Annotated in this window: 23 protein-coding genes; 14 read left to right on the forward strand and 9 right to left on the reverse strand. The window is 67.9% G+C overall.

What is annotated here, in order from left to right; all coding sequences use genetic code 11:
- Nucleotides 1-5: 5 nt before the first annotated feature.
- From ACFV9C_RS34295 to ACFV9C_RS34310, 4 genes are all read right to left on the reverse strand, one after another.
- On the reverse strand, nt 6-1,328 hold the full coding sequence (locus ACFV9C_RS34295; RefSeq protein WP_380200158.1) for an aminopeptidase C: 1,323 nt from the start codon (nt 1,326-1,328) through the stop codon (nt 6-8).
- A gap of 81 nt (nt 1,329-1,409) precedes the next feature.
- Complete coding sequence (locus ACFV9C_RS34300; protein ID WP_380200160.1) at nt 1,410-2,402, reverse strand: ABC transporter permease; 993 nt, start codon at nt 2,400-2,402, stop codon at nt 1,410-1,412.
- 31 nt (nt 2,403-2,433) lie between these two features.
- On the reverse strand, nt 2,434-3,075 hold the full coding sequence (locus ACFV9C_RS34305) for a response regulator (RefSeq protein ID WP_380200162.1): 642 nt from the start codon (nt 3,073-3,075) through the stop codon (nt 2,434-2,436).
- Entirely contained in the window at nt 3,072-4,586 is a 1,515-nt protein-coding gene (locus ACFV9C_RS34310; protein ID WP_380200164.1) for a PspC domain-containing protein, read from the reverse strand. The genes ACFV9C_RS34305 and ACFV9C_RS34310 overlap by 4 nt, the downstream gene beginning before the upstream one ends.
- Before the next feature lie 181 nt (nt 4,587-4,767).
- Here ACFV9C_RS34310 and ACFV9C_RS34315 point away from each other — a divergent pair, with 181 nt between their 5' ends.
- The 10 genes from ACFV9C_RS34315 (at nt 4,768) to ACFV9C_RS34360 (ending at nt 14,760) form a co-directional block, all read left to right on the forward strand.
- A complete protein-coding gene (locus ACFV9C_RS34315) occupies nt 4,768-6,039 on the forward strand; it encodes a PspC domain-containing protein (RefSeq protein WP_380200166.1) in 1,272 nt (423 codons plus the stop codon).
- Complete coding sequence (locus ACFV9C_RS34320) at nt 6,036-6,227, forward strand: hypothetical protein (RefSeq protein WP_380200168.1); 192 nt, start codon at nt 6,036-6,038, stop codon at nt 6,225-6,227. The genes ACFV9C_RS34315 and ACFV9C_RS34320 overlap by 4 nt, the downstream gene beginning before the upstream one ends.
- A 110-nt stretch (nt 6,228-6,337) precedes the next feature.
- Nucleotides 6,338-7,474, forward strand: a complete 1,137-nt coding sequence (locus ACFV9C_RS34325) for a Cmx/CmrA family chloramphenicol efflux MFS transporter (protein ID WP_380200170.1) — start codon at nt 6,338-6,340, stop codon at nt 7,472-7,474.
- A 27-nt stretch (nt 7,475-7,501) separates the two neighbouring features.
- On the forward strand, nt 7,502-7,702 hold the full coding sequence (locus tag ACFV9C_RS34330; RefSeq protein WP_132316966.1) for a cold-shock protein: 201 nt from the start codon (nt 7,502-7,504) through the stop codon (nt 7,700-7,702).
- A 59-nt stretch (nt 7,703-7,761) separates the two neighbouring features.
- The gene (locus tag ACFV9C_RS34335; RefSeq protein WP_380200173.1) at nt 7,762-8,910 is read left to right on the forward strand and encodes an L-histidine N(alpha)-methyltransferase; all 1,149 of its coding nucleotides are present in this window, start codon (nt 7,762-7,764) and stop codon (nt 8,908-8,910) included.
- Nucleotides 8,907-9,470, forward strand: coding sequence for a hypothetical protein (locus tag ACFV9C_RS34340; RefSeq protein ID WP_380200175.1), 564 nt, complete (start codon nt 8,907-8,909; stop codon nt 9,468-9,470). Before ACFV9C_RS34335 ends, ACFV9C_RS34340 begins: the two co-directional genes overlap by 4 nt.
- Nucleotides 9,471-9,598: 128 nt before the next feature.
- Nucleotides 9,599-11,617, forward strand: coding sequence for a hypothetical protein (locus ACFV9C_RS34345; RefSeq protein WP_380200177.1), 2,019 nt, complete (start codon nt 9,599-9,601; stop codon nt 11,615-11,617).
- 93 nt (nt 11,618-11,710) lie between these two features.
- Nucleotides 11,711-12,976, forward strand: a complete 1,266-nt coding sequence (locus tag ACFV9C_RS34350) for an extracellular solute-binding protein (RefSeq protein ID WP_380200179.1) — start codon at nt 11,711-11,713, stop codon at nt 12,974-12,976.
- A gap of 104 nt (nt 12,977-13,080) precedes the next feature.
- Nucleotides 13,081-13,896, forward strand: coding sequence for a carbohydrate ABC transporter permease (locus ACFV9C_RS34355; RefSeq protein WP_380200181.1), 816 nt, complete (start codon nt 13,081-13,083; stop codon nt 13,894-13,896).
- Nucleotides 13,897-14,760, forward strand: coding sequence for a carbohydrate ABC transporter permease (locus tag ACFV9C_RS34360; protein WP_380200183.1), 864 nt, complete (start codon nt 13,897-13,899; stop codon nt 14,758-14,760).
- A 628-nt stretch (nt 14,761-15,388) separates the two neighbouring features.
- Here ACFV9C_RS34360 and ACFV9C_RS34365 read toward each other — a convergent pair.
- Genes ACFV9C_RS34365 through ACFV9C_RS34380 form a run of 4 tightly spaced genes read right to left on the reverse strand, consistent with a single transcriptional unit; the run spans nt 15,389 to nt 18,265 of the window.
- Nucleotides 15,389-16,210 (reverse strand): hypothetical protein, encoded by an 822-nt coding sequence (locus tag ACFV9C_RS34365; RefSeq protein WP_380200185.1) that lies wholly within the window; start codon nt 16,208-16,210, stop codon nt 15,389-15,391.
- Complete coding sequence (locus tag ACFV9C_RS34370; protein ID WP_380200187.1) at nt 16,207-16,887, reverse strand: pentapeptide repeat-containing protein; 681 nt, start codon at nt 16,885-16,887, stop codon at nt 16,207-16,209. Before ACFV9C_RS34370 ends, ACFV9C_RS34365 begins: the two co-directional genes overlap by 4 nt.
- Nucleotides 16,888-16,917: 30 nt before the next feature.
- Nucleotides 16,918-17,100 (reverse strand): hypothetical protein, encoded by a 183-nt coding sequence (locus ACFV9C_RS34375; RefSeq protein WP_380200189.1) that lies wholly within the window; start codon nt 17,098-17,100, stop codon nt 16,918-16,920.
- Entirely contained in the window at nt 17,087-18,265 is a 1,179-nt protein-coding gene (locus ACFV9C_RS34380) for a radical SAM protein (RefSeq protein WP_380200190.1), read from the reverse strand. Before ACFV9C_RS34380 ends, ACFV9C_RS34375 begins: the two co-directional genes overlap by 14 nt.
- A 695-nt stretch (nt 18,266-18,960) precedes the next feature.
- Here ACFV9C_RS34380 and ACFV9C_RS34385 point away from each other — a divergent pair.
- Both ACFV9C_RS34385 and ACFV9C_RS34390 read left to right on the forward strand, forming a co-directional pair.
- Complete coding sequence (locus ACFV9C_RS34385; RefSeq protein ID WP_380200192.1) at nt 18,961-20,355, forward strand: transcriptional regulator; 1,395 nt, start codon at nt 18,961-18,963, stop codon at nt 20,353-20,355.
- Nucleotides 20,352-21,311, forward strand: coding sequence for an FAD-dependent oxidoreductase (locus ACFV9C_RS34390; RefSeq protein ID WP_380200194.1), 960 nt, complete (start codon nt 20,352-20,354; stop codon nt 21,309-21,311). The genes ACFV9C_RS34385 and ACFV9C_RS34390 overlap by 4 nt, the downstream gene beginning before the upstream one ends.
- A 346-nt stretch (nt 21,312-21,657) precedes the next feature.
- Here the strand turns inward: ACFV9C_RS34390 and ACFV9C_RS34395 are convergent, their stop codons facing one another.
- Nucleotides 21,658-22,623 carry an LLM class flavin-dependent oxidoreductase gene (locus ACFV9C_RS34395; RefSeq protein WP_380200195.1) on the reverse strand — a complete coding sequence of 322 codons (966 nt, stop codon included), beginning with the start codon at nt 22,621-22,623 and terminating at the stop codon, nt 21,658-21,660.
- Between the two features lie 94 nt (nt 22,624-22,717).
- On the opposite strand from ACFV9C_RS34395, the gene ACFV9C_RS34400 reads away from it, so the two are divergent.
- Together ACFV9C_RS34400 and ACFV9C_RS34405 are read left to right on the forward strand one after the other, a co-directional pair.
- A complete protein-coding gene (locus ACFV9C_RS34400) occupies nt 22,718-23,836 on the forward strand; it encodes a mandelate racemase/muconate lactonizing enzyme family protein (protein ID WP_380200197.1) in 1,119 nt (372 codons plus the stop codon).
- A gap of 11 nt (nt 23,837-23,847) precedes the next feature.
- Nucleotides 23,848-24,801: a dihydrodipicolinate synthase family protein gene (locus ACFV9C_RS34405; protein WP_380200199.1), complete on the forward strand. Its 954-nt coding sequence runs from the start codon at nt 23,848-23,850 to the stop codon at nt 24,799-24,801.
- Nucleotides 24,802-24,929: the final 128 nt, after the last annotated feature.

The raw sequence follows: 24,929 nt of genomic DNA on the forward strand, positions 1-24,929 counted from the left end.
GGAGTTCAGTCGGCCAGGGCGCCCATCGGGTCCCAGGCCGGGAGGACGATCGGCTCGTCGTCCAGGCGCGCCTGCAGGTCCGCCGGCAGCGCGGAACGGCGTACGGCGATCTCGAAGACGTGCTCGCCGAACCACGAGTCGTTCATGGTCCAGAAGCCGCTGTCGGCCTTCTCGTCGCCCCAGCTGTTCTCGACCCGCCAGCGGCGCGGCTCGCCGTCCACCACGTCCACGCCGGTGAACAGCATCGCGTGCGTCATCAGCGTCTCGTGGTGCACGAGGCGCTCGGCCTTGTCCAGCGAGAACTCGGTGTCGTACACGGCCTCGTAGTCGTACAGCTTGGCGTCCCAGAAGCCGAGGTCGCCGTTCATCTGCTTGCCGACGTCGCAGCCGAACCAGACCGGCTCGCCGCCGACGATCGCGTCCTGGGTGAGCTGCTTCATCAGGTCCATCTCGACGTTCAGGTACACCACCGGCGGCGCGTCGATCACGTTGCCGAGGAAGTCCACGGTGAACGTCCGGCCGACCGGGCTGGTCGAGCGCGGGTCGTGCACCAGGCAGACGTAGTCGTCGACCGGCAGCTGCACGTACTTCGCGGCGAACTCGGTCGGGGTGATCCAGCCGTCGCGGTGGAAGCCCTTGTCGGTGTCCTTCCACTGCCACAGGAACTTCTGCGGCGGCGTGCCGAGGTGGATGCTCAGCACCCGGTGCACGGTGGTCAGGATCTCGCCCTTGCGGTCCCGCCTGGCGTCGTCGCCGTCCAGCACCCGCAGGTCGCGCGCGCCCTGGCGGAGCAGCTTGCGGAGGATGTCGTTCAGCTGCGCGGTCGCGGACGAGCTCTCGCTCTCCGGCATCGCGCTCTTCGGCACCAGGCCGTGCTTGCGGACCACCGCGATGAACATGTTCCACTGGCCGCCGTCACCGATCGGGTCGGACAGCAGGTGCGCCACCGTCCGGTCGTCGGCGTCCCGGCCGGCAGTGTCGATGATCGCCTCGAGGAAGAAGTTCGCGCGCTCGAACTTGTCCCAGAACAGCACGTAGTTCTGGGAGAACTCGAAGTCCTTGACCCCGAGCTTCTCGGCGGCGCCGACCCGGAGCAGGTTCAGCCCGGCGAACATCCAGCACCGGCCGCTCTTCTTCTGGTTGGTCACCTTCCAGTCGTCCAGCAGATGGGACACCGAATGGTCCATCGACGTGACGACCTGACGATCCAGGGCAATGCTGTTGACCGGCGTCTGCGTGACGGCGTTCTGCATCACCCGGTACTGCGGGTTCGACGCGAACTCCTTCTCGAAGAGCGCGAGCTGATCGGCTGTGAGATTCCGCTCCATAACAGTCGACCGTATAACAGCTCCCAAGCCCGGACCGCCGATACGGAGTGGCGAATCCATGCCCTGGCCGAAACGCGCCACTCAGTTCAACCGGACGCGCGGATCGATCAGGCTGTACGTGACGTCCACCACCAGGTTCAGCGCGACCAGGAACACCGTCGCCAGCAACACCGTGCCCATGATCAGTGGCAGGTCGTAGTTGTTGACGCTGTCCAGCGACAGCATGCCGAGCCCGGGCAGGTCGAACAGCTTCTCGGTGAAGATCGCGCCGGACAGACTCCCGGCGATGTCGAGCCCGAAGATCGTGATCACCGGGATCAGCCCGGCCCGGAGCGCGTGCTTGTAGGTGACCATCCAGTCCGGCAGGCCCTTCGCCCGCGCGGTCCGGATGAAGTCCTCGCTGAGCGTCTCGACCATCGATCCCCGGGCGAACCGGGCGTAGTCGGTGCAGCCGTACAGTCCCTGGACGAGCCACGGTGCGAGCAGCCCGGCGGCCCATTTCCACAGGCTGTGCGTCGGCGGCGTCCAGCCGCCGCGGGGCAGGATCGGGTGCAGGACCGTCAGGTAGAGGACCGCCAGCAGGCCGACGATGTAGTACGGCACGGCGCTCACCAGCAGCGCCCCGCCCATCAGCACCCGGTCGGCGGCGGTGCCGCGGCGCCGGGCCGCCATCGTGCCGAGGGCGACGCCGACGGTCAGCACGATCACGGCCTGGCCGAGCACCAGCGACGCGGTGACCGGCAGCCTGGTCATCAGCAGACCGGTCACCGGCTGGTCGTTCTTGAACGAGAACCCGAGGCACGGCGCCGCGCAGTGCTGCACCACGCCCGAGGTCTCGAAGTCGCGCCCGACCGCGATGCCCTTCACGAACCGGGCGAACTGCTCGACCTTCGGCTCGTCCAGGTGCAGGTTCGTCCTGATCTCGTTGTACCGCTGCTGCGTGCAGTTGCGGTCACCGCAGATGGCTCCGGCCGGGTCGGTCGGCGCGACGAAGAAGAGCGCGAACGTGGCCGCCAGGGTGGCCGCCACGACGCTGACGGCCGACAGCAGCCGGCGCATGATGTAGAACCCCACGGACCGAATGGTCGCACAGGGCTCGCACGCGCTACACCAGGCGGCGGTCCGTGGCCCAGCGGGTCAGTTCGTGGCGGTTCGAGAGCTGGAGTTTCCGCAGTACGGACGAGACGTGCGTCTCCACGGTCTTCACCGAGATGAACAGCTCGCGCGCCACCTCCTTGTACGCGTAGCCGCGGGCGATCAGCCGCAGCACCTCCCGCTCACGCTGGGAGAGCCGGTCCAGGTCCTCGTCCACCGAGGCGATGTCGATCGCGCCGGAGAAGGCGTCCAGGACGAAGCCGGCCAGCCTCGGCGAGAACACCGCGTCGCCCTCGGCGACCCGGTTGATCGCGTCCACCAGCTCGGTGCCGGAGATGTTCTTGGTCACGTACCCGCGGGCGCCGGCCCGGATCACGCCGATCACGTCCTCGGCCGCGTCGGACACCGACAGCGCCAGGAACTTGACGTCTGGGTGCCGCTGGTGCACCTGCTTCATCACCTCGGTACCGCCGCCACCGGGCAGGTGGACGTCCAGCAGTACGACGTCTGGCTCGGTGCCGACGATCGCCTTCACCGCGGTGTCGACGTCGGACCCCTCCCCGACGATGTCGACCGCCGTACCGATCTCGCTGCGTACCCCGGCCCGGAACATGTCGTGATCGTCGACGACGACAACCCGCCTGCTGCTCATCTGTCCATCTCCAGTCGCACTTCGGTCCCTGTCTCCGGATCGGACCGCACGGTCGCGCGGCCGCCGTGCCGTTCCATCCTGCCCATCACACTGTGCCGCAAGCCGAGCCGGTCGTCCGGGACCTCGTCCACGTCGAACCCCTTGCCGCGGTCGCGGACGAACATCTCCACCCGGTCGCCGTCCACCTCGACGAACACGTCGATCTTCGCAGCACCGGAGTGCTTGGCCGCGTTCACCATCGACTCCCGGGCAGCCCGGACCATCGACGCCAGCTGCTCGGTCAGCTCGCAGTCGCCGACGGTGACCACCTCGATCGGTACGCCGTGCGAGTCCTCCACCTCGGCGGCCGCCTGTTTCGCGGCGCCGGCGATCGTCTGGTCCTTGTCGTGGTCCTCGTCGTACAGCCAGGACCGCAGCTCGCGCTCCTGCGACCGGGCCAGCCGGGCGACCGCCTTCGGGTCGTCGGCCTGCTTCTGGATCAGCGCCAGCGTCTGCAGGACCGAGTCGTGCAGGTGCGCGGCCATGTCGGCGCGCTCCTGGGAGCGGACCCGCTCGGCGCGCTCGGAGTTCAGGTCCCGGGTCAGCCGGTGCACCCACGGGCCGGCGATCACGCCGATCCCGACGACCGCGAGCAGCAGGGCGATCAGTACGTCGCCGACCATCTGGAGGCGGCCGTTCTGGACCAGGAACAGCGTGACCGCGGTCCCGAGCAGGACCAGGCCGACGGCGATCCGGACCAGCGACTTCCAGCCGCCCTTGCCGAGCACCAGGCCGAGGATCGGGACCCGGATCTCCTGCGTCCACTTGTCCTTCTGCGCCTCGTCGGCCTGCCGCCAGATCAGCGCGAGGCCGGTCGCGGCGAACACCAGTGGCCAGAACAGCTTCCCGGCGATGCCGAACCCGGCGACCTGCAGCAGGATCAGCAGGCCGATGCCGATGGCCACCAGCGCGGGCAACTGCCCGCGGCTCTTCTCCCGCTTCCGCTGCTTCGCCTCGGTGACCGGCGCCGGCTGCTCGTCGGTCCGCATCCCGCTGCGCGTGTGCGCGGCCAGCCCGGGCGCACCTGGCACCCGGTCGGGCGCGAGCGGCATCAGGAACCACAGGGCCGCATAGATCAGTACGCCGAACCCGCCGGACACCGTGGTCGCGATCAGCACCAGCCGTACGACGGTGTCCGAAATCCCGAGGTGATCCGCGACCCCACCCGCAACACCGGCGATCACGCGCCCCTCGGTACGCCGGTACGCCCGCCGCGGCGCGGCCGACACCGGCGGCGGCCCCGAAGGTGCACTGAACGGACCGAACGGACCAGGAGTACCTGGGGCACCAGGAGCACCGGCTTGAGCACCCATACGGGCGGCGTAAGCGGCGTACGGGCCTTGGTACTGGCCTGGGCCCTCGGGACCCCAGCCCTTGAAGCGCCACTGGTCCTGGTTCTGCCCAGGCGTAGGCTCGGGCTGTCCCTCCATCTTCGGAGGTCCGCCCGGCGGCATGGCTGCTGGCTGGCTCATCACAACGATCGTCACATGCGGACAGGCCCGACACCAGCAGGCTTGTCCCCGGCCGCCTCCTCAGCGCGGCCGTACGGCGGTCAGGGTCGACTCGGGGAGAACCCCGAATTCCGGGCATTCCGGGGATCGTCAGGGTGCATCCCCGATGTTCGGTGCCGGATCCGGTGTGACCATCGATGACATGGAGCAGAACCAGAGTGGACCCGCCGGGTTCGACCGCAACCGCCTGCAGAACCCCCAGACCTGGCGGCGCAGCAGGTCGGACCGCTGGGTCGCGGGCGTCTGCGGCGGTATCGGCCGCGGGCTGAACATCGACCCCGTGCTGGTCCGCGTGGTGATGGCCGTACTGATCATCAGCGGCCCCGGGCTGATCTTCTACCTCGCGGCCTGGGTGCTGATGCCCGAGGAGGGCAGCGACCGGGTGCCGCTGCAGGGCGTGCTCGGGGACCGGATCCGGACCGACCACCCGTGGTTCTGGCCGGTGGTGATCGGGATCTGCGTGTTCGCCGCGATCGCGACCATGTCGTCGTTCAAGTTCGGCCACTTCATCCCGGGTCCGGTGATCGTGATCGCGGTCATCTGGCTGCTCTCCAAGCACCGCAAGAGCAACAGCACCAAGCAGAGCCAGCAGGACACCACGTCGGGGCAGCAGTACAGCTCCGCGTTCACGCCCCCGCAGACCGGTCCGTCGGCTCCGCCGGCGGGCCCGTCGTCCTCGGCCCCACAGCGACCCCAGGACCGCACCGTCGAACCGGTCCAGTCTGTGTGGACCGAGGACGACCCCCTCGGGCTGTACGCCGACGAGCCGCCGAACGGCCCGCGTACGCCGGCCGCGAGCACGCCGGCCGCACCGCCGGCGAAGGGCATGCGCGGCGTCAAGTCGATCGTCGTCGTCCTGACCGGGCTGGCGATCGCGATCGCGGCACTGGCCGGCGCGGCCACGTCCACGATGCTGGTGATCGGCCTGGCCACGCTCGGCGCGGGCATGCTGCTCGGCGGGTTCGTCGGCCGGACGCTCGGCCTGCTCCCGCTCGGCATCCTGCTCGCGCTCGGTGCGGTGGTCAGCACGGTCTTCACCGCCGTACCGCGGAACTTCGCCGACACCACCTACACGGCACCGGCCGGTCAGACCATCACCGCGACCGGTTCGAGGTACCAGTTCGACGCGGGCTCGGTGAGCCTGGATCTGACCAAGGCGACCTTCGCCCCGGGCGCGAAGGTGGAGGTGCACGGCGGCGTCGGCAACGTGGTCGTCAAGGTGCCGGACAATGTCGACGTGAAGGGACAGCTGTCGGTTGGCATGGGAGATGCCTCCTTCCTGGACCAGCGCCGGGACGGTCACAATGCCCAGCTGACCCTCGATGACCTGGGCGTGGACGGCAAGGCCGGCCCGCAGCAGGTCACACTGAACCTCGACCTCAAACTCGGCAGCATCAGGGTGGAGCGCGCATGAGTACCCAGCAGCGGAAGACCAAGCCGGATGTTCCCGGCGTGGTGGCCGGCACCGTCCTGTCCGGCGCCGCCACGATCTGGATGCTCACCGACAACGGCGTCCTGCAGACCAAGGACCTCGGTGTGACCAGCGCCCTCCTACTGGTCGCCGCCGGCCTCCTCGGCCTGGCCGCCTCGCACCGCGGCTAGACTCCTCCCCATGTCCAGCCCGGAGGCAGACCAACCGTAACCACCGGCCGTTCGCACGCTGAACCGGCCGGAGACGACCTCATGCCGTCTTCTGGTTACGGAGTATTTCCATGCCTTTCGTGCTGTATCTGCTCGGCCTTGCCGTTTTCGCGCAGGCGACCTCTGAATTCATGCTCTCCGGGCTCGGCCCGGACATCGCCCAGGACCTGGGCGTCTCGATCCCGGCGGCCGGCTGGCTGACGTCGGCGTTCGCGCTCGGGATGATCGTCGGCGCTCCGGCGATCGCGGTCCTCGGCGCCCGCTGGCCGCGGCGGCAGACGCTGCTCGCGACACTGACCGTTTTCCTCGCGGTCCACGTGGTCGGCGCGCTGACCAGCAGCTTCGCCGTACTGCTCGCCACCCGCGTCCTGGCCGCGCTGGCGAACGCGGGCTTCCTCGCGATCGCGCTCGCTACCGCGACCAGCCTGGTCCGCCCGGACGCGAAGGGCCGCGCGACGTCGGTCCTGCTCGGCGGTACGACGCTCGCGTGCATCGTCGGCGTACCGGCGGGTGCCGTGCTCGGCCGGTACCTCGGCTGGCGGTCGGCGTTCTGGGCGGTCGCGCTGATCTCGCTGCCCGCGCTGATCGGAATCCTCCGCTCGGCCCCATCCCGCGCCACCGGGCCGACCGTCCACGCCGGAATCCGCGTGTCGCCACGGCTCGCCGTACTGCTGCTGCTCGGCGCCCTGGTGAACGGCGCCACGTTCTGCTCGTTCACCTACCTGTCGCCGGTGCTCACCGACGTCACCGGGCTCGACCGTGCGTGGGTCCCGGCGTTGCTCGCGCTGTTCGGCCTCGGCTCGTTCGCGGGCGTGACCGTCGCCGGGCGGTACGCCGACCGGAGCGACCACCGGCTCGTACTCGTTGCCGGAGGCATCCTGCTGCTCGGGTGGTGCGCCTTCGCGCTCACCGCGGCGTACGTCGTACCGTCCGTCGTCCTGGTCCTCGTGCAGGGTGCGCTGTCGTTCGCGGTCGGCTCGACGCTGATCGCGTACGCGCTGTACGCCGGGTCGGCGTACCCGGTGCTGACCGGCGGGCTGGCCACCGCCGCGCTGAACGTCGGCGCCGCCGCCGGACCGGTCCTCGGCGGCCTCGCGATCGGCCTCGCCGGCTTCCGCGGACCGCTGTGGGTGAGCGCGGTTCTGGTGGCCACGGCGCTGCTCGTCGGCGGCTCGATTAGGATTGCTGGTCGCGAGGGGCCTGGGTGAAGCGGGTTCCGTGGTCGAGGAGATTCGATGGTGCGCGGCACCGTGAAGTGGTTCAACGCGGACAAGGGGTACGGCTTCCTGGCCGTCGACGGGCAGGACGACGTGTTCGTGCACTGGAGCAAGATCGTCTCCGACGGGTACAAGACGCTCGAGGACGGCCAGCAGGTCGAGTTCCAGATCGTCGACGGTCCGAAGGGCCGGGAGGCCGACGCGGTCACCCCGGTGTGACCAGGGCGGTCCGGTCCGGTAACCGGTAACCTGACGTCTCATCGTGTGAGGGGTGAGACGTGACTGAGCCGGTACCGGTGATCCGGAAGCTCGAACGTGCGCTGGCGGACGACGATTTCGCCTGGTCCTTGCTGCTGGTCGGCGAGGACCAGACGGACAAGCTCGCCACGCTGACCGGCGACCTGCGCGGACCGTTCTCGGACTCCGGCGACGGCAAGCAGATCACGTCCGGCTTCTCGTACTGGGGCATCGGCCCGACGATCGCCTGGGCGAACGCCACCAACGACCCGTTCTACCTGGTGATGAAGGCCGGCACGGAGTCGTTCCTGCGGCACTGGCGCAAGCTCCGGCCGCACGTCGAGAACGGCGGCTTCCACCTGGTCAGCCTCGGCGTCGGCACCGGCGTCAAGGACCGGACGATCCTCAGCGACATGCGCCGCAACCACCGGGAGATGTACTACATCCCGGTCGACATGAGCTCCGAGATGCTCCGGATGGGCACGCTGGAGCCGGTCCGCGGCGCCCGCTTCCCGGTCTCCCAGGTGCTGCCGGTGCAGCTGGACTTCTCGATCGACGAGAACGTCGACGAGCTGGCCGAGATGCTGGCCCGGCTGGTCGGCGACGAGCCGATCCTGTTCACGCTCACCGGCAACACGCTGGCGAACTTCGACAGCGACGAGGAACTGCTCGGCACCCTCACCCGGGTGCTGCGGCCGCAGGACCGGCTGCTGCTCGAGGTCGCCAGTACGACGCGCCTCGACCAGCAGGCCGCCGACGCGGCCGCGGACGAGTACCACCAGACCCGGGCGTTCGCGGAGTTCGTGACCAGCGCGCTGCGGTACAACACCGACCTGAAGATCAACAACGACCTGGTGAAGTTCGTCGGCGAGGTCGAGGACGACGGGCTGCTGGTCAAGATCCTCTGGCAGAACGACACCGGCGAAGAGGTCCGGATGGAGCTGCCGGACCACACCGAGGTGGTGCTGCCGGTCGGCGACACGATCCGGCTCTACACCACCCGGAAGTACTCGGCGGACCGGCTGAAGCGGCTCACCGAGGCGTGCGAGCTGACCCCGATCGAGGCGATCCAGTCCCAGTTCCGGTACGCCCGCCGCCCGAACCCGTTCGGCCTGGAGCTGCTGCTGCTCGCGCCGAACGGGTCCGTCGAGACTCGGCACAGCCTGGCCGACGACATCTGGTCGCAGTGAACCGGCGCCGCCTGGTCAGCTGGGTGACGTACGGCCTGCTGGGGATCGCGTTCGTCCTCGGCATCATCTGGTTCATCTGGCCGGGCAACTCGCGCTGGGAGCCGGCCGTCAACTCGCTGACCCTGGTGGCCGGGCTGACCGGCATCTTCGTGGAGCGGCTGACGTCCGAGGCGGAACGCCGTACCGAGGTACTGCGATCCGTCGAGGGTGAGCTGGACGAGAACAAGCGGCTGCTGAACGACCCGCGGTTCTCCCCGGACGCGCCGACGAGCCGGCAGGTGTACCCGCGGCTGATCGTGTCCGCGGTCGACCTGGCGCTCGTGTCCGGAGCGCTCGGCCTGCACAAGGACGCCGAGCTGGTCCGGATGCTGCACCGCTGGCGGGACACCGCGCACCTGTTCAACCGGCGCCTCGACCTGACCGAGGTCAGCACGTTCTCGAACACGATCTCGCCGACCGAACTGGCCGCCTTCCGCAAGGCGCTGCAGCGCGACGACAGCTACCTCGCCGCCACCCGCGAGCTGCTCCAGGAGCTCCTCGACGCCCTCCCGCCGACCTAACGGCCGGGGCCGTAACCGGGCGGATTGCTGCCAGTAGTGGCAAATTTTCCTGAGCCGTTGACTTCGTCACGCCGCGAGCGCTTCACTTTCGGACAGGACCGTAAATACGGCACCCCGGAGGCAATCGCATGCGATCAGTCCGCTCCCTTCTCGCACTGGCCCTCGTCGCCGTGCTCGGCACCACCCTGACTACCCCGGCGCAGGCGGGGAACAAACCACCTGTGGGCACCGTCGTCTCACTCGGCACTCCGCTGTCCGACGTACTGCTGATCGGCGGCACGGTCGCGCCCGGCCCGAACGGGAAGACCGCGATCTGGAACGTGTCCAGCGGCAGCCCGGCGTACCTGAACGCGATCGACCCGGCCACCGGTGACAGCCTGCTGTCCGCGGCGTTGCCCGGCGCCGACGGCAGCTACGCGGTCGCCGCCGCGCCGGACGGCACGATCTACGCCGGCACCTACAACAACGGCCACCTGTACCGGCTGAAGCCGGGCGCGACCACCGCGGAGGACCTCGGCCGGCCACTACCGACGGAGACGTTCGTCCTGCGGATCACCGTCGACGAGCAGGGCAACGTGTACGGCGGGACGTACCCGCACGGCAAGGTGTTCCGGTACGACCACGCGACCGGCGCGGTCCGCGACTACGGCACGATCAAGGCCGGCCAGGTCTACGTGAAGAGCATCGACTACGGAGGAGGCAAGCTCTACACCGGCTCCGAGCCGGACGCGTACTTCTCCGAGGTCGACGTCAACACCGGAGCGGTCACCGAGATCCCGGCGCCGCCCGGGATGGGCGACCCGAAGAACCAGGTGGTCTACGACGTGAACGTCCGCGGCGGCCGGATGTACGCCCGGGTCAGTACGGCGTTCCCCGGACCGCTGTACGTCTGGGACATCGCGTCGAGGACCTGGGTCGACACGATCCCGAACGAGCACGGCCTGGACATCTCGCCGGTCGGGGCGGACGGCTCGATCTACATGATCCAGGCGAGTGAGCTGAAGAAGTACGACCCGGCCACCAAGACGCTGACCGGGACCGGCCTGACGTTCACCGGCCGGATCCAGAACGCCCGCTCGATCGGGTACGCCGACCTGAACCTGCCGGACTACCCCGGGACCAGCGTGGTCGGCACGCTCTGGCGCGGCGAGGAGTTCCGGTACAACCCGCAGACCGGCAAGTCCGAGATCTTCCAGACCAAGGTCCGCCGGGAGCCGATCGAGATCCTGTCCGTGGCCGGCGGGAAGAACAGCATCTATGCGGGCGGCTTCCTCAACGGCGGCGTCTCGGTGGTCAACCCGTCGACGGGCGAGGCGAAGTTCAACCGGTTCTCCCAGGTCGAGGCGCTGATGGAGGCGTCCGACGGCACCGTGTACGTCGGCGCGTACCCGGAGGCCCGGCTCTACGCGTACGACCCCACGAAGACCTGGAGCAGCCCGGAGTACTCCCCCGGACCGCCCGGGACGCCGGACAACCCGACCCAGCTGGTCAACCTGAAGCCGGACCTGCTCCAGACCCGCGCCCGGGCGCTGACCGAGGTCGACGGCAAGATCGCTGTCGGTACCGTCCCGGACGGCGACCGGCTCGGCGGCGCGCTGGTGATCTACGACCCCACGACCGGGACGTCGGAGAAGTACCGGAACGTCGTACAGGACGAATCCGTGTTCGGCCTGACGTCGCGCTGCGGCATTGTGTACGGCGGAACGTCGATCGCCGGTGGCCTGACGACCACCCCGCCGACCCGCACGGCGGGCACAGTGTTCGCGTGGGACGTGACGGGGAAGAAGAAGCTCTGGGAAACCGTGCCGGTGCCGGGTGCGGCGACGGTCTCGTCGGTGACGATCGGGCCGGACGGCCTGCTCTGGGGCGTGGCCGGCAAGACCGTGTTCGCGCTCTCCCCGGGCAACGGCAAGCTGAAGCGCTCCTTCACGCTCGGTACGACGACCTCCAGCGGCGACATCGTGGCCACCTCGGAGGCCGTGTACGTGAGTATCGACCTGAACAAGATCTACCGGATCGCGCCCGGGGCGAAGTCCGTCCCGACGCTGTTCGTCGAGCACGCCCACCGGCGGCTCGGCGTCCGGGGAGACCACCAACTACTGATGACCAGCGGCTCCGAGCTGTTCCGGATTGATATCAGCCGTTGACAGCCGAAATTCACCCCGGCTACTTTCGGTCCTGACCGTTATTCGGTTCGAGCAGTTCCGGCCCTGACTTCCGGACACCACCCTGGGGGTGCGATGAAACTCACCGTCCGCCGCATTGCGGCACCACTTACGGCGCTCGTGCTGGCCGCAGCGCTCAGTTCCTGCGGCGGCAGTGACAGCGGCAGCAGCGGGGGCAAGAAGAGCCTCACGCTCTGGATGTACCCGGTGATCGCCGACAAGGCGGCCAACGACACGTACTGGAAGAAGGTCGAGACCGACTTCGAGGCCGCCAACTCGACCGTCGACCTGAAGATCGAGCAGCAGCCCTGGACCGACCGCGACCAGAAGCTCGCGGCCGCGTTCTCCGGCAAGAAGGGCCCCGACGTCCTGCCGATGATCCCGGACCAGATCCCGCAGTACGTCGCGAACGGGAACCTGGAGCCGGTCGACGACGTGGTGAACCCGCTGAAGGACCAGTTCCTGCCGTCGGCCGTACCGGGCCTGACCGTGCAGGGCAAGGTGTACGGCGCGCCGATCTACCACACCGTCACCACGACGATGTACAACAAGACCGTCCTGGCCAAGGCCGGGATCGCCAAGCCGCCGGAGACCTGGGACGAGGTCAAGGCCGCGGCGCCGAAGCTGAAGGCCGCCGGGTTCCAGACGCTGGACTACTCGGCCTCGCCGGAGGCGACGCTGAACCTGAACTTCTACCCGCTGCTCTGGCAGGCCGGCGGCAAGGTGTTCGCCGACGACGGCAAGAGCGTCGCGTTCAACCAGGCGCCCGGTTTGAAGGCGCTGACGTTCCTCAAGACGCTGTGGGACGAGGACGCGATCCCGAAGACCGCGCTGACCGCGGGCAACGTGATCGCCGACTCGCCGCTCGGCAAGGGGAAGGTCGCGATGTCGTTCAGCTCGGTCCTCGCCGACGCCGGCACGGCCGCGAAGACGTGGGGCGCGCCGAACGTCGAGATCGGGCTGCCGCTGAAGGACGAGAAGCAGGCCGCGCTCGGGCTCCCGGGCGGTCTGGTCGTGAACGCGGCGTCGGAGAACATCGACGGTGCGAAGAAGTTCCTCACGTTCATGATGCAGCCGGCCCAGCTCGACGGTCTGGCCAAGGCGTCCGGGTACTACTCCCCGCGCACCGACGCGAAGTCCGAGCTCGCGGACCCGAACGCCCCGAAGTTCGCCGCCGCCCTGCAGTACGCCGTACCGGGTGAACCGAACCCGGCGGCGCGGCAGATCATGTCGTTCCTGAGCACCGACATCCAGGCCGTCCTGACCGGCAAGAAGCAGCCCCAGCAAGCCCTCGACGACGCCGCCAAACAAGCCAACGACCTCCTCTCGAGACAACGTTGACCGACACGAACTCGGAGGCAGGCCGGGCGGGGCCTGCCTCCATCCCCCGCTCGTCTCGCGGCGGGCTCCGACGGCCGTGGGTCGGGTTGGTGTTCGTTGCGCCGATGCTGGTGCTGTTCTTGCTGTTCCGGTTCCTGCCGGTGGTCGGCGCGCTCCTGCTCTCGCTGACCGACTACCGGATCAGCGGCAAGTGGGACTTCATCGCCCTCGACAACTACAAGCGCCTGTTCTCCGACGGCATGTTCGGCGACGCGCTCGTCGTCACGCTGACGTACACAGTGATCTTCGTACCGCTGACCGTCCTGCTCTCGCTCGGCACCGCCGTACTCCTGCACCGCGTCGTCTGGAACCGCGGCTTCTTCCGCGGCGTCTTCTTCCTCCCGTACGTGACGAGCATCGTCCTCGCCGCCGTCATCTGGAAGTGGATCTACGACGTCCAGGACGGCCTGCTCAACTCGATCCTCGGCATCGTCCACATCGGCCCGATCGACTTCCTCAGCCAATCCAGCACGGTGCTTCCGTCGATCGCGGTCACCTCGGCCTGGAAGGGCTTCGGCTACTCGATGCTGATCCTGCTCGCCGGCCTGCAGGCGGTCCCGAAGTCGTACCTGGAAGCGGCGATGATCGACGGCGCCGGCACCTGGCAACGGTTCCGGTACGTGACCCTGCCGCAGCTCCGCCCGGTGCTGTTCTTCGTGCTGGTGATCGAGACGATCGGCGCGTTCCAGGTCTTCGACGCGATGTACGTGATGACCGGCGGCGGCCCGGTGCACGCCAGCTACTCGATCGTGTACTTCCTGTACGACAGCGGTTTCAAGTACTTCGACTTCGGCTACGCCAGCGCGATCGGCCTGGTGCTGTTCCTGATCGTGCTGATCGTCTCGCTCGTACAGCGCCGGCTCGTCGGGAGGGACGACTAGATGACGCAGGTACTCGAGGCCCGCCCGGTGGTCGACACGGCCGTCACGGGCCGCCGTACGACGGCCCGGCTGACGTTGCCGACGCTGCTGACGCTGACCGCGATCGTGACCATCGTGCCGTTCGCGGCGATGGTACTGGTCGCGTTCGCGCCGCCGAGCGGGCAGACGTTCCCCGGCGCACTGAACCCGGCGCACTTCACGCTGGAGAACTTCCGGGACGTGCTGTCCAGCTCGGACATCCCGCGCTGGACGGTGAACTCCCTGCTGTACTCGCTGGTGTCCGTGGCGTGCGTACTGCTGTTCGCGTCGATGGCCGGCTACGCCTTCGCGAAGAAGAAGTTCCCCGGCCGGGAGATCATGTTCTGGGCGTTCCTCGCGACGCTGATGGTGCCGTTCCAGGCGACGCTGATCCCGTCGTACATCCTGGTCGCGAAACTGGACTGGGTGGACAGCTACTGGGGCCTGATCGTGCCGACGCTGGCGAACTCGCAGGCGGTGTTCCTGATGCGCCAGTTCATCATGCAACTCCCCGACGAACTCTTCGAAGCCGCCGAGATCGACGGCGCCCCCGAATGGCGCATCTTCACCACCATCGTGCTCCCGCTGATCCGCCCGGTCCTGGCCACGCTCGGCATCTTCGTCTTCCTCTGGCACTGGAACGACTTCCTCTGGCCGCTGGTCATCGGCCAGTCCGGCAAGATGCAAACCCTCACCGTCGGCCTGGCCACCCTCCAAGGCCAAGCAGTCCCCATCAACCAGATAATGGCCGGCGCCACCATCACGGTAGTCCCCAGCCTCCTGGTCTTCGGCCTCCTCCAACGCTACCTAACCGACAGCATCGCCATGTCCGGCCTCAAGGCCTAACAGCCGAATCTGACGACGGGCTGAGGTGGCATCCGGGGATGTCGTGAACGGGGGATGTGGTGAACGGGGGGATGTGGTCAGCCCCACGCGTGCTCCGCGGGCGCTTACTTCGTCGCTCCGCTCCTCAGCGCACCCACTCCGCGCGCTCCCACCCACCCCCGGGCTGCCGCCCGGTTTTGCGAGCTGCCGCTCGCGAGTGACTACTCGGCCGGCGTGCTACGTGGAGCCGGATGTGGTGACGGGCGGAGTGGCGGTGCGGAGGTGACGTGTGTGGCTGGTGTGAGATGTGGCGGGTGGCGAATGTGGTCAGCCCCACGCGGGTGACCACATTCGCGGAGGTGCGTAAGGCTGCAGGTGGTGCGTGGCTCCTCGGGATGCGAGCCAGCCGGATGTGTTCGACGGGTGAAGGTGGTAGATCCCCCGGCTAAGCGCCGGAGCGGCCGGCTGCCGCAGGCACTCCGCGGCTGCCGCCGGAGCGACCGCCCTACGATGCCGGTCTCCTGTGATTGATGCCGGTCTCCTGTGATTATCGAGTGGATCCGAGCGCTCGGTCCGTGGGGTGTCACGTCATCGACTGCTGCGCCTGATCCGTGTGGAGGGCCGATCGCAGCGCCTCGCCCGAAGCTGTCTAGAGGCGCTTGAGGATCTCTGTCGCGTGCTGCCGGACCGGGCGGGCCAACTCGGTCAGTTCACCACCGTCAGCAAAGCGGAGTAGGCGTGTAGCCGCAGCGAGCGTGGCGACGTGTCCAGTGTGTGTGTCGAGGAACTCGGAAAGCGCTGCGCTCACTGTCCGAGCGAGGTCTGGACGGGCGAGGCTCGTGCAGACCAGGGTTGCGGCGTCGTATCCGGCGGGCGCCCTGCCCCAGGTTTCCCAGTCCAGGATCGTCAATGTCGGGCTGGTGAGGTTGCCCCAGTGGAGGTCGCAGTGTGCGGTTGTCCAAGGCACCGAGGCGATGTCGAGATCGATGCCGAAGAATGCTCTGATGCCGTCGTTCACATAGTCTGCGTCGACTCCGGTCGGCGGTGCGGGGTGCTCGGCGAGCCCGTGCAGGGCCCGGTTGAGATCGGACAGCCATTGCTCGGGCAGGGCGACTTCCCGAGTGAGCGTCATGCCGGTGGACAGGGCCGCATCGGCAACAAATGTGCTGAGCTCGCCGCGCATCCTGCGCCCGCCGTCCTCCCACTCTCTCCATCGCTTGACCGTGGGTTTGGGCACGCCCCGGATCGCGTTGGCAGCAAGGTTCTTCTCGAGGTAGTTGCCGTCGCCCCATTCCGGGTCTGCGTACACAACTCGGAGCCAGGCATCCCTACCCGCATCGGTAACGCGGCAACCGACCGAGTGAAGTCGCCCGGTGTGCAACGGCTGACCGATCCGCTCAACGCCGAACTCGTGCGCGGCCCACTCCAGGTGACCTTCCATCCAGGCACGTCGCTGATTGTCGTCGGTCACCCGTCGTCCCCCTCGGCGTACCGCAGGTCAAGTTCGGATACGAGTGCCTCCGCGAGCTCCTGCCTTTGGACGACGTCGATCAGGATGCCATTGAGGTTGCCAGCGCCGCGGATGGTGGATAGGTCGGTGCGGCGGAAGTCGAAGTCCGTGTAGGTCCCGCCGTCGAACTCCACGGCGTCGAGGGTGCAGCCCGACATGTGGCCGCCAGGAAGCTCTGACCTCTGGAACCTCACCTCCTTGAAGCGGCTGTCGACGAACACAACAGGCGTGCTTGCGCGGATCGAGTCGAAGGTCGCGTACTCGATCCGGCAGTTGTCGAAGACGACGTTGCTCCACATGTTGTCGACGAAGTTGGCGCCGAGGATCTTGCAGTCGCGGAACACCACTCGGGACATCACGCCGTCCATCCAGTCGCTGGACATCAGGACGCAGCGATTGATCACGATCGATTGAAGCGTCACCTGGCTGAATGTCACCCGCTCAGCTTCGATCTGCCTCAGCCGGCCGCCGGACAAGGTCGTGTCCGCCACAATCAAGTGGCGGACAGACTTGTCGGCGTACTCGAAATCGGTCAACGACCCAGCACCATCCAGTTCGTCGACCGCAGACAACTCGTCGTCCTCGAAGGAAGGCTTCAGGATCCTGGCTCGTCCGTATTCTTCGATCTCCATCAGCATCCGTTCGGGACAGAGGTGATTGGGGCCAACCTACCGGTCGCGGAAGTAGATGGTCTTCTTCTTGAACGGCTTCGGCTTCTGCGCCCAGTTGTCCCAACCCGGCTTGTTGTTCCACCCGACGACTGTCGGGGGCGGCGTGTCCTGCCGTCGGGTTTCGATCATCTCTGCGACCTGGCTGTTGGCGGTGGTAGCCAGTTGCTCAAGGATTGTCATATCGCGATGCTCCTCTCGGAATGGATGTCGTGGAGTGCCAGTACCACTGCCTGTACTGAGGTCCGGCAGTGCTCGGTCTCAGTGGCCAAGAAGTTTCCGTGCTCGAAGAACCGGTTTCCGGCGTAGGCGCCTTGGCAGTGAGCGAAGAACTCGCAGGTTGCGATGCACCGCTCGATCCCAGCGCGGAACTCCTGGACGTAGCGCAGTTCCGTGGCACGACCGATGATGCTCGGAAGCGGGTCGGTGAGAACAGTTCCTGCAACGAAGTCATGATATTTCTCGCTGCGAGCACCCAGAAGTTCGGGCGAGAGCAGGACCGTGTCACCGTTCCAACCGATTGTCGGGATCGGATCGACCAGCACTCTGCCGCTCGCGCCGCCGGGGGCAAGGCGAGATATTCGAGCAGATGCTCGACCTCCCGCACCTTCAACTGTGGGTTGCCTTGGCTCCAGATGAACGTCTCGCGCCAGAAGCCACGTGCCTGCTCGATCGTTGGTGTCCCGTCGTGCTGGTTCGCTCCCTCCTTCTCTTCCATATTGATGCCGACGAATGGGCAACCCAGGCTCGCGAGGAAGTCCAATAGCTCGCGCGCTCGGCCAGCGTTCGCCGTGTCGACGACTGCGATGACCGTGAAGCCGATGTCTCGCTGCTCGAGCTTGGAGATCCCCGCAGCAATTCGGTCGAACGCCGGCTCGCCGCGCCAGTCGACGCGATTGCCGGTCATGTCGGGCGGGCCGTCGATGCTGAGTCCGATCGACACGTCGTACTCGTTGAACAGATCGCACCAATCGTCGCTGATCAAGGTCGCATTCGTCTGGATCACGTGCATGATCCGGCCAGCGCGCCGCAACTGCTCGAACGGCGCCAACAGCTCACGCATCGCTGCGACGCCGATGGTCAGGGGTTCGCCGCCGTGCCAGACGACCTCAAGCACGCCGTCCGACGGCCACGTGTCCGGGATGCCTGACGCGATCGCTTCGGCGACAGTTGGCGACATGTCGCGCTTCAGTTTCCGTGCCGGCAGATAGCAGTATGTGCAGTCCAAATTGCAGAGCGACGTTGGCTGGAGGATCAGCGCAGCCGGTTCAGCGGCCAACCACGCGGGTTGGGAACGCGCTGTCTCGGTGCTGGCGACTTGGTCTTCGACTACTTGTACGGCGGGCATCGGCGGTGCTCCGATCGGGTATGGGGCGGGGGCTGAACCCGCGCTGCGTGGAGGTAGATCCGGGGTGCCGAGCGGTGCGACGGAGGGTGGGATCTGCTCGCTGGTCGGTGAGGTGGCGCGGATCCCGGTGGAACGGCGGAACGGACGCGGAGTGTGGGGACTGAGGAGAACGAGGGTTGTCCCATCTCAGCACGTCCGCTCCGCCGGCTTGACTGCGATCACCACCTCCGTGGCCGCCGCTGCGCAGGTGATCGCGGATCTGGGATGGGTTGCCGAGTGCAACCAGGTTGATGAGTGTCGGTACGACGAGCGGGAGGTCGTCGGATTCGAGCAGAGAACCGAGGAGGTCGAAGACGGTGCCGCGCGGCGCCTTGCACGTACACCTTCGCGAGTTGCAGGCCGCGGTCGCTCGCGCAGGTGCTGCGTCGTCGATGTGTTGCCAGGAGTTCCCCGGTGTTTCTCCTGAAGGGCATCGAGATGAACCCGAGCGGCGTCGTCATCACTCGTCCTTCCACGTCCGGTCCTGCCACTGGCGGACGGGCATCGGGTGCCCCGGCTGCTTCTTGTCGAGATCCGGGGCTTGCTGGGGTTCCAGACTCAGCCACGCCCTCCGATTACGGGGAGGTACTAGTTGCGTCAAAAGCGTCAACTTCTGCGACAATCGTGGAGACGATGCGGAGGAGCTGGGGGCTCTGGTGAACGAGGTTCTGGATGAGCTCCTCCGGGAACTGAACTGGTCACCTCGCCTGCTGGCGCGCCGCCTCAACCGAGAATTCGGCGCAGGAACGGTCGCCGAGACGGCGCCGTACCACTGGCGCGACTCGGGTGGCGTGCCTCGCCCGCCACTTCCCGCGCTCGTTGCGCATCTGCTGTCCTGTGAGCTCGGGCGCCTAGTTACTGTCGGCGAACTGTGGCAGAGACGGGCAACGGACTCCCCTGTGGTCATTCCGGCGGACGCGGGTATGCGGCAGTCATGGACTCGAGGTGGCACGCTTGGGGCTATCGATGACTGGGTGGTGGCAGGGTTGCTGGACAGGAGACAGTTTCTGGCGATTTCGGGTGTCAGTCTGACATCGTTTCCTGGTGGCTACCTGGCAGACGAGAAGGCCGCACACGCCGTCACAACCGCCGGTGCAGCCGGCCCGCTGATCGACCAGATCGAGCAGTCAATTCCCTTGCTCCAAAGGCTGGATGACGCCAGCGGTGGTGGTGCTCATCTTGACTATGTGAGCGCACAGTTTCGCTCCGTTGCGTTGCTGCTGCGGCAAAGCAGCCAACCCCGTTCGGTCGAGACCCGCCTGTTCTCGGCGCTCGCGGAGATCGGCCAACTGGCCGGCTGGATGGCCTTCGACGCCGGCCTTCACGGCCCGGCGCAGCGCTACTTGTTCACCGCCCTTCGAGCAGCGCACGAATGTGGGTACAAGTCGATGGCCGCCCATATCGTTGCCGATCTCGCATTCCAGGCGGCCACCCGGGAGCAGTCATCAGACGCGGTGGCTCTCGGTGAGTTCGCAGCCAAGATCGCCGAGCGTGCCCCCGCGAGCGTACGTGCGTCAGTTCAGACGCGCTTGGCCTACGGATACGCCGTGGCTGGCGATCTGTCCGCGTTCGAACGGGCTCACAAGAGTGCGCTCGACGTGCTAGCCAGCAGCGACCGTTCAGAGGACCCAGCATGGATGTACTACCTGACGCCTAGTCACCTCGACACCCAGGCTGGTTACGCGCTGACGCACGTCGGCACACTCGCTTCGGACAACGGCAGCCCATCCAATGGCCGTTCGATGCTGCGTGCAGGGGAGAAGCTCCTGCGCCGAGGTGCGTACGACAGACCACTCGCCGATCAGGCGCAACGTCGCGCGCTCTTCGAGGGAGCGTGGCTGGCGACCGCGGCCGCCGGTCGTGGCGACTTGGAGGAGGCCTGCATTCTTGGACGCACGGCCGTCGCGCGAACGGCCACGGTGCGCTCGGCTCGAAGCCTCGATGTGCTGGGCAAGCTCGCGGCGCGGCTACGGCGCGCCAAGCGCAATGAGTACGTCCGCGACTTCCTTCCATCCCTTGAATCCTGTCTGCGCAGGGGGTCGGTGTCGTGAAGCAGCCGATCGTTGTCGTCGGTGCTGGCGTGATTGGTCTGACCACCGCCGTCCGGCTGGCTGAGGCAGGCAATCAGGTCGACGTGGTCGCCGCCGAGCCGCCTCGAGCTACCACCTCTGCCGTGGCCGGTGCCCTGTGGGGGCCGTGGCTCGTCGAGCCGCGCGAGCGTGTGCTTCCCTGGGCTGCCCGCAGCCTGGACGTTCTGCGCGAGCTAGCCGACAACCCGAAGTCAGGCGTTCGGGTGACGAAGGGCATCGAGGTGTCCCGAAGCAGCTACGGCCCACCGGACTGGGCCAGCCTGCTGCCTGACCGGACACCCTGCACCGTCGAGGAACTCCCGACCGGCTACGGCCACGGGGTCCGGTACAGCGCTCCGCTGGTTGACATGCCAGTTCACCTCGACTATTTGCTTGCCAGACTGCAAGCGGCCGGCGGGACGCTGACCATCCGGCAGTTGAAATCACTGGATCAGGCTGGTGCAGACTCGCAGACCGCGATCGTGAACTGTGCGGGCATCGGTGCCAGGCAACTCGTGCCCGATACGGATCTGGTTCCGGTGCGTGGCTACCACGTAGTAGTGACGAACCCCGGCCTCACGGAGTTTGTCGAGGCGGATACCGGGGATTCGTCCGAATTGCTCGCCATCTATCCGCACAACGATCACGTGATCCTCGGTGGGACCGCGGAGCCTGAAGTATGGAACCGCGACCCAGACGCCGTGATCGCAGCTGCCATCTTGAACAGGTGCGTCGCCCTGGAACCTCGCCTCGCTCGTGCCACGATTCTCGGGCATCGAATCGGCCTGCGGCCGACCAGACCCACGGTTCGTGTCGAGGCGGAGCGATCAGCGACCGGGCGCGTGATCGTTCATAACTATGGACACAGCGGAGCGGGCGTCAGCCTCAGCTGGGGCTGCGCAGATGAGGTCGTGACATTACTTGCGGTCGCCATCTGAGTCGTCGGCCCATTCCGGGGACAGCTCGCCGATTCATTGACCTTCACGGGGGCCGGGTGCCGACGGCACAAGACATCTCAGTGAGTGTTCACGCCCACGCAGACGACGCTCGCGCGACGATACGGGCGCTGGCGTAGGTATCTGACCAGGTCCGCCCGGTGGAACAGTCGGGTCTGTCTCACCACGGTCGGTTGGGTTGTCACTCGCGAGCGCCGGCGAGCAGGTCGCGGGCGGCAGCCGGCAAGAGTCCGGGCGCCAGCCCGGGGGGTGGGTGGGAGCGCGCGGAGCGGACGCGTCTGAGGAGCGCAGCGACGAAGCTAGCGGCCGCGGAGCACGCGTGGGGGACCTACAGCAGGTTGCCGAAGTTTTCGATGGATTTGAGGGTGTCGGACTGGCTCATGCCGGGGGGCTGGATGCGGAGGATGATGCCGTCGGCGCCCATTTCGGTGTAGTGGGCGAGGCGGTCGGCGCATTCGGCTTGGGAGCCAATGAGGCTTCGGGCGGTGATGTCGTCCCAGCCTTGGGTGTAGCGGGCCGCGTCCGTCGATGTGCGCTTCCAGCCGGTATAGGCGTCGTACAGGTCGCGGAGTGGCTCCTCGAGGACTGTGCGGGCCTGCTGGGAGGTGTCGGCGCAGTAGCCTTCGCGGCAGAGGATGACCTCTTGGCCGAGCGACGACGGGCCCTGGGGATACGACCGGTATTCCGCGATCTTGTCCGGCAGATCGGCGTCGAGTTCGTTGAAGGACGTCGTCCACCCGTCGCACATCCGCGCCGTCCGTTCCAGTACGGCGGACACCCGCCCGCCGTTCCACAACCGCGGTCGCGGGGACTGCACCGGGCGCGGCGACAGGTACGCCTCGGAGATCGACGTGAACTTCCCGTCGTACGTCACCTCGTCGGACGTCCACAGCCGGGTGAGGATCTCCAGCCCCTCCTCGAACCGCGCAACCCGCTCCGCCTGCCGTACGCCGTACAGCGCGAACTCCTCCGGCCGGTACCCGAGCACGAACCCGGCCGTCAGCCGCCCGCCCGACAGTACGTCGATGTGCGCCAGCGTCTCGGCCAGCACCACCGGGTCGTACAGCGGCGCCACGATCCCCGCCGTCGCGATCCCGATCCGCGACGTGTGCGCGGCCAGCCAGGTCATCGAGGTGAGGATCTCGTGGTACCCGGGCCGGTGCAGGTGCCGTTCGCCGAGCACCACCCATTCGAACCCGGCCTGCTCTGCGAGCTTCGCCTGTTCGACGGCGTCGGCCAACCGGGGCCGCTCGTCCGGGGTGCCGTAGAGGTTCAGATACAGACCCAGCCGCATCAGGGGTGCCACCTTCCGCCGTTGACAGGGAGCGCTTAGGGTATTTACGGTCTTGACCGTAAATGCTTTCCGCCCAGAACGCTAGGAGCCGGTCATGAGTCTTGCAGCAGAGCCGGCCGGTTTGCCGGACGGGGGAGCGGCCGCGCCGATCAGCGCGGTCAAGACCCGGGTGGTGAGCGCCCGCTACCGGCGGCCGTTCCAGATCAGCAGCGGGGTCAGCAACGAGCTGATCAGCCTGGTCGTCGAGGTGCACACCGCGGACGGCGCGGTCGGGATCGGCGAGACGTCCCCGATGACGGCGTACACCGGTGAGACGCTGGCCGGGGTCCAGGCCGCGATCGAGGAGCACCTGGCGCCGGCGCTGGTCGGCCGCGACCCGCTCGACCGGGCCGGCGCGCACGTCGTGATGGACGGCGTACTGCGCGGCCAGCAGGTCGCCAAGGCCGGCCTCGACATCGCGCTCTTCGACCTCGCGGGACGCCTCAGCGGCTGGCCCGTGCACGCCCTGCTCGGCGGCAGCGTCCGGGACCGTGTGCAGACCACCTGGGTCGTCGGCCTCGGCACGCTCGACGAGATGGCCGCCGAGGCCGCGGAGTACGCCGGCCGCGGGTTCACGCACCTGAAGGTGAAGGGCGGCCACGACCCCGCGAAGGACCTCGAGCTGATCCGCGCGGTCCGCGCCGCGATCCCCGCCGACGCCGAGCTCTGCCTGGACGCCAACGAGGGGTACGACGCGACCACCGCGCTCCCGTACCTCGCGAAGATGAGCGCCGCCGGCCTCACGCTCCTCGAACAGCCGCTCCCCCGCTGGGACCTCGCCGGGCTGGTCCGCCTCCGCGACCGCCTCGACGTACGGGTGATGGTCGACGAGAGCATGCACTCGCTGCACGACGCGCTGGAGATCGCCCGCCGCGGCGCCGCCGACGTACTGAACATCAAGATCCTGAAGGTCGGCGGCCTGCACCGCGCGCTGCAGATCGCCGCGGTCGCCGAGGCGGCCGGGCTCGCGGTGAAGGTAGGCTCGATGCCGGAGCTGGGCGTCGCCACGCTGGCCGCCGTCCACCTGGCCGCCGCCGTGCCGGGCGCCACCGTCGCAGCGGATCTGGTGGGTCCGCTGATGGTCGACGAGGACCCGCTGGCCCCGACCGTGTTCGCCGACTGCGACGGCTGGATCGACGTACCCAAGCGCCCCGGTCTCGGCCACGACGTCTGAGAGGTCATCTGATGCATCCGCTCGTAGAACGCCTTCGCGGCACCCTCCTCCCCGCGGTCGTCACGCCGATGGACCCCGACGGGGTCGTCGCGTACGACGCCTTGTCCGCGTACGCCGTGACGCTGACGAGGCACGCGATCGGCGGGGTCGCTGTCTGGGCACACACCGGCCGCGGACTGTACCTGTCGCCCGGTGATCGGGTGAAGGTGCTCGAGACGTGGCGGGCCGCGACCGACGTACCGATCGTGGCGGGGGTCGGCGTACCGAAATCCGCCGACGCGCAGACGTTGCGGGAGGCGGCGGACGCGACCGTCGAGATGGCGCGGGCCGCGGCGGCGGGCGGGGCCGACGCGGTGATGGTGTACCCGTTGGCCGGGTTCAACGAGGTCGCGGACGGGCACGCGCAGGCGGTCGCGCTGCACGAGCGGGTCACGGCGGAGAGCGGGCTGCCGCTGGTCGGGTTCTACCTGCACGGCGAGGCCGGCGGGTATCCGTACTCACCTGACCTGATCCGGGACCTGCTGTCGCTGGACGCGATGCTCGGCGTGAAGACCGCCACGCTGGACCGGGCGATCGGCTGCCAGGACGCGATCTGGGCCGGCCGCGGTACCGGGAAGCTGCTGATCACCGGCGAGGACCGGATGTACGGCCCGTCGTTCATGTGGGGCGCCGACACCGCGCTCGTCGGGATCGCGTCCGCACAGGTCGAGCTGTCGGCCGCCGTACTGCGGGCCTGGACGGCCGGCGAGCACGCGGAGTTCCTGGCCGCGTCGGACCGGCTGGACCGGTTCGCGGCGGCGACGTTCTACGCGCCGATCGAGGGGTACGTGCAACGGATGCTCTGGGCGGCCGAGTGGGAGGGGCTGGTACCGGCCGCGGCCGCGCACGATCCGTACGGGCCGACGCTCCCGCCGGGCGAGCGTGAGCTGGTGATCCGCTGCTTGCGGGAGCTGCAGGGGCAGTGAGGTGGCGCGCTCCCTCCTTCGCTCCACCACACCGACGCTCCCTGGATCCGCCTCAGGGGGTGGCGGTAATTGTGGTCTTGACCGAAACTAGGAGAGTACCGGCCGGACGTCAAGATCTCAGGCCCGTG

Source organism: Kribbella sp. NPDC059898, from assembly GCF_042730855.1.
Classification (GTDB): domain Bacteria; phylum Actinomycetota; class Actinomycetes; order Propionibacteriales; family Kribbellaceae; genus Kribbella.

Coding starts and splice junctions, on each gene's coding strand:
- ACFV9C_RS34305 (WP_380200162.1), bottom strand. CDS start 3,075: ATGAGCAGCAGGCGGGTTGTCGTCGTCGACGATCACGACATGTTCCGG.
- ACFV9C_RS34325 (WP_380200170.1), top strand. CDS start 6,338: ATGCCTTTCGTGCTGTATCTGCTCGGCCTTGCCGTTTTCGCGCAGGCG.
- ACFV9C_RS34395 (WP_380200195.1), bottom strand. CDS start 22,623: ATGCGGCTGGGTCTGTATCTGAACCTCTACGGCACCCCGGACGAGCGG.
- ACFV9C_RS34370 (WP_380200187.1), bottom strand. CDS start 16,887: ATGCTGATGGAGATCGAAGAATACGGACGAGCCAGGATCCTGAAGCCT.
- ACFV9C_RS34405 (WP_380200199.1), top strand. CDS start 23,848: ATGCATCCGCTCGTAGAACGCCTTCGCGGCACCCTCCTCCCCGCGGTC.
- ACFV9C_RS34360 (WP_380200183.1), top strand. CDS start 13,897: ATGACGCAGGTACTCGAGGCCCGCCCGGTGGTCGACACGGCCGTCACG.
- ACFV9C_RS34375 (WP_380200189.1), bottom strand. CDS start 17,100: ATGACAATCCTTGAGCAACTGGCTACCACCGCCAACAGCCAGGTCGCA.
- ACFV9C_RS34345 (WP_380200177.1), top strand. CDS start 9,599: ATGCGATCAGTCCGCTCCCTTCTCGCACTGGCCCTCGTCGCCGTGCTC.
- ACFV9C_RS34315 (WP_380200166.1), top strand. CDS start 4,768: ATGGAGCAGAACCAGAGTGGACCCGCCGGGTTCGACCGCAACCGCCTG.
- ACFV9C_RS34350 (WP_380200179.1), top strand. CDS start 11,711: ATGAAACTCACCGTCCGCCGCATTGCGGCACCACTTACGGCGCTCGTG.
- ACFV9C_RS34295 (WP_380200158.1), bottom strand. CDS start 1,328: ATGGAGCGGAATCTCACAGCCGATCAGCTCGCGCTCTTCGAGAAGGAG.
- ACFV9C_RS34380 (WP_380200190.1), bottom strand. CDS start 18,265: ATGCCCGCCGTACAAGTAGTCGAAGACCAAGTCGCCAGCACCGAGACA.
- ACFV9C_RS34320 (WP_380200168.1), top strand. CDS start 6,036: ATGAGTACCCAGCAGCGGAAGACCAAGCCGGATGTTCCCGGCGTGGTG.
- ACFV9C_RS34400 (WP_380200197.1), top strand. CDS start 22,718: ATGAGTCTTGCAGCAGAGCCGGCCGGTTTGCCGGACGGGGGAGCGGCC.
- ACFV9C_RS34355 (WP_380200181.1), top strand. CDS start 13,081: ATGCTGGTGCTGTTCTTGCTGTTCCGGTTCCTGCCGGTGGTCGGCGCG.
- ACFV9C_RS34310 (WP_380200164.1), bottom strand. CDS start 4,586: ATGAGCCAGCCAGCAGCCATGCCGCCGGGCGGACCTCCGAAGATGGAG.
- ACFV9C_RS34330 (WP_132316966.1), top strand. CDS start 7,502: ATGGTGCGCGGCACCGTGAAGTGGTTCAACGCGGACAAGGGGTACGGC.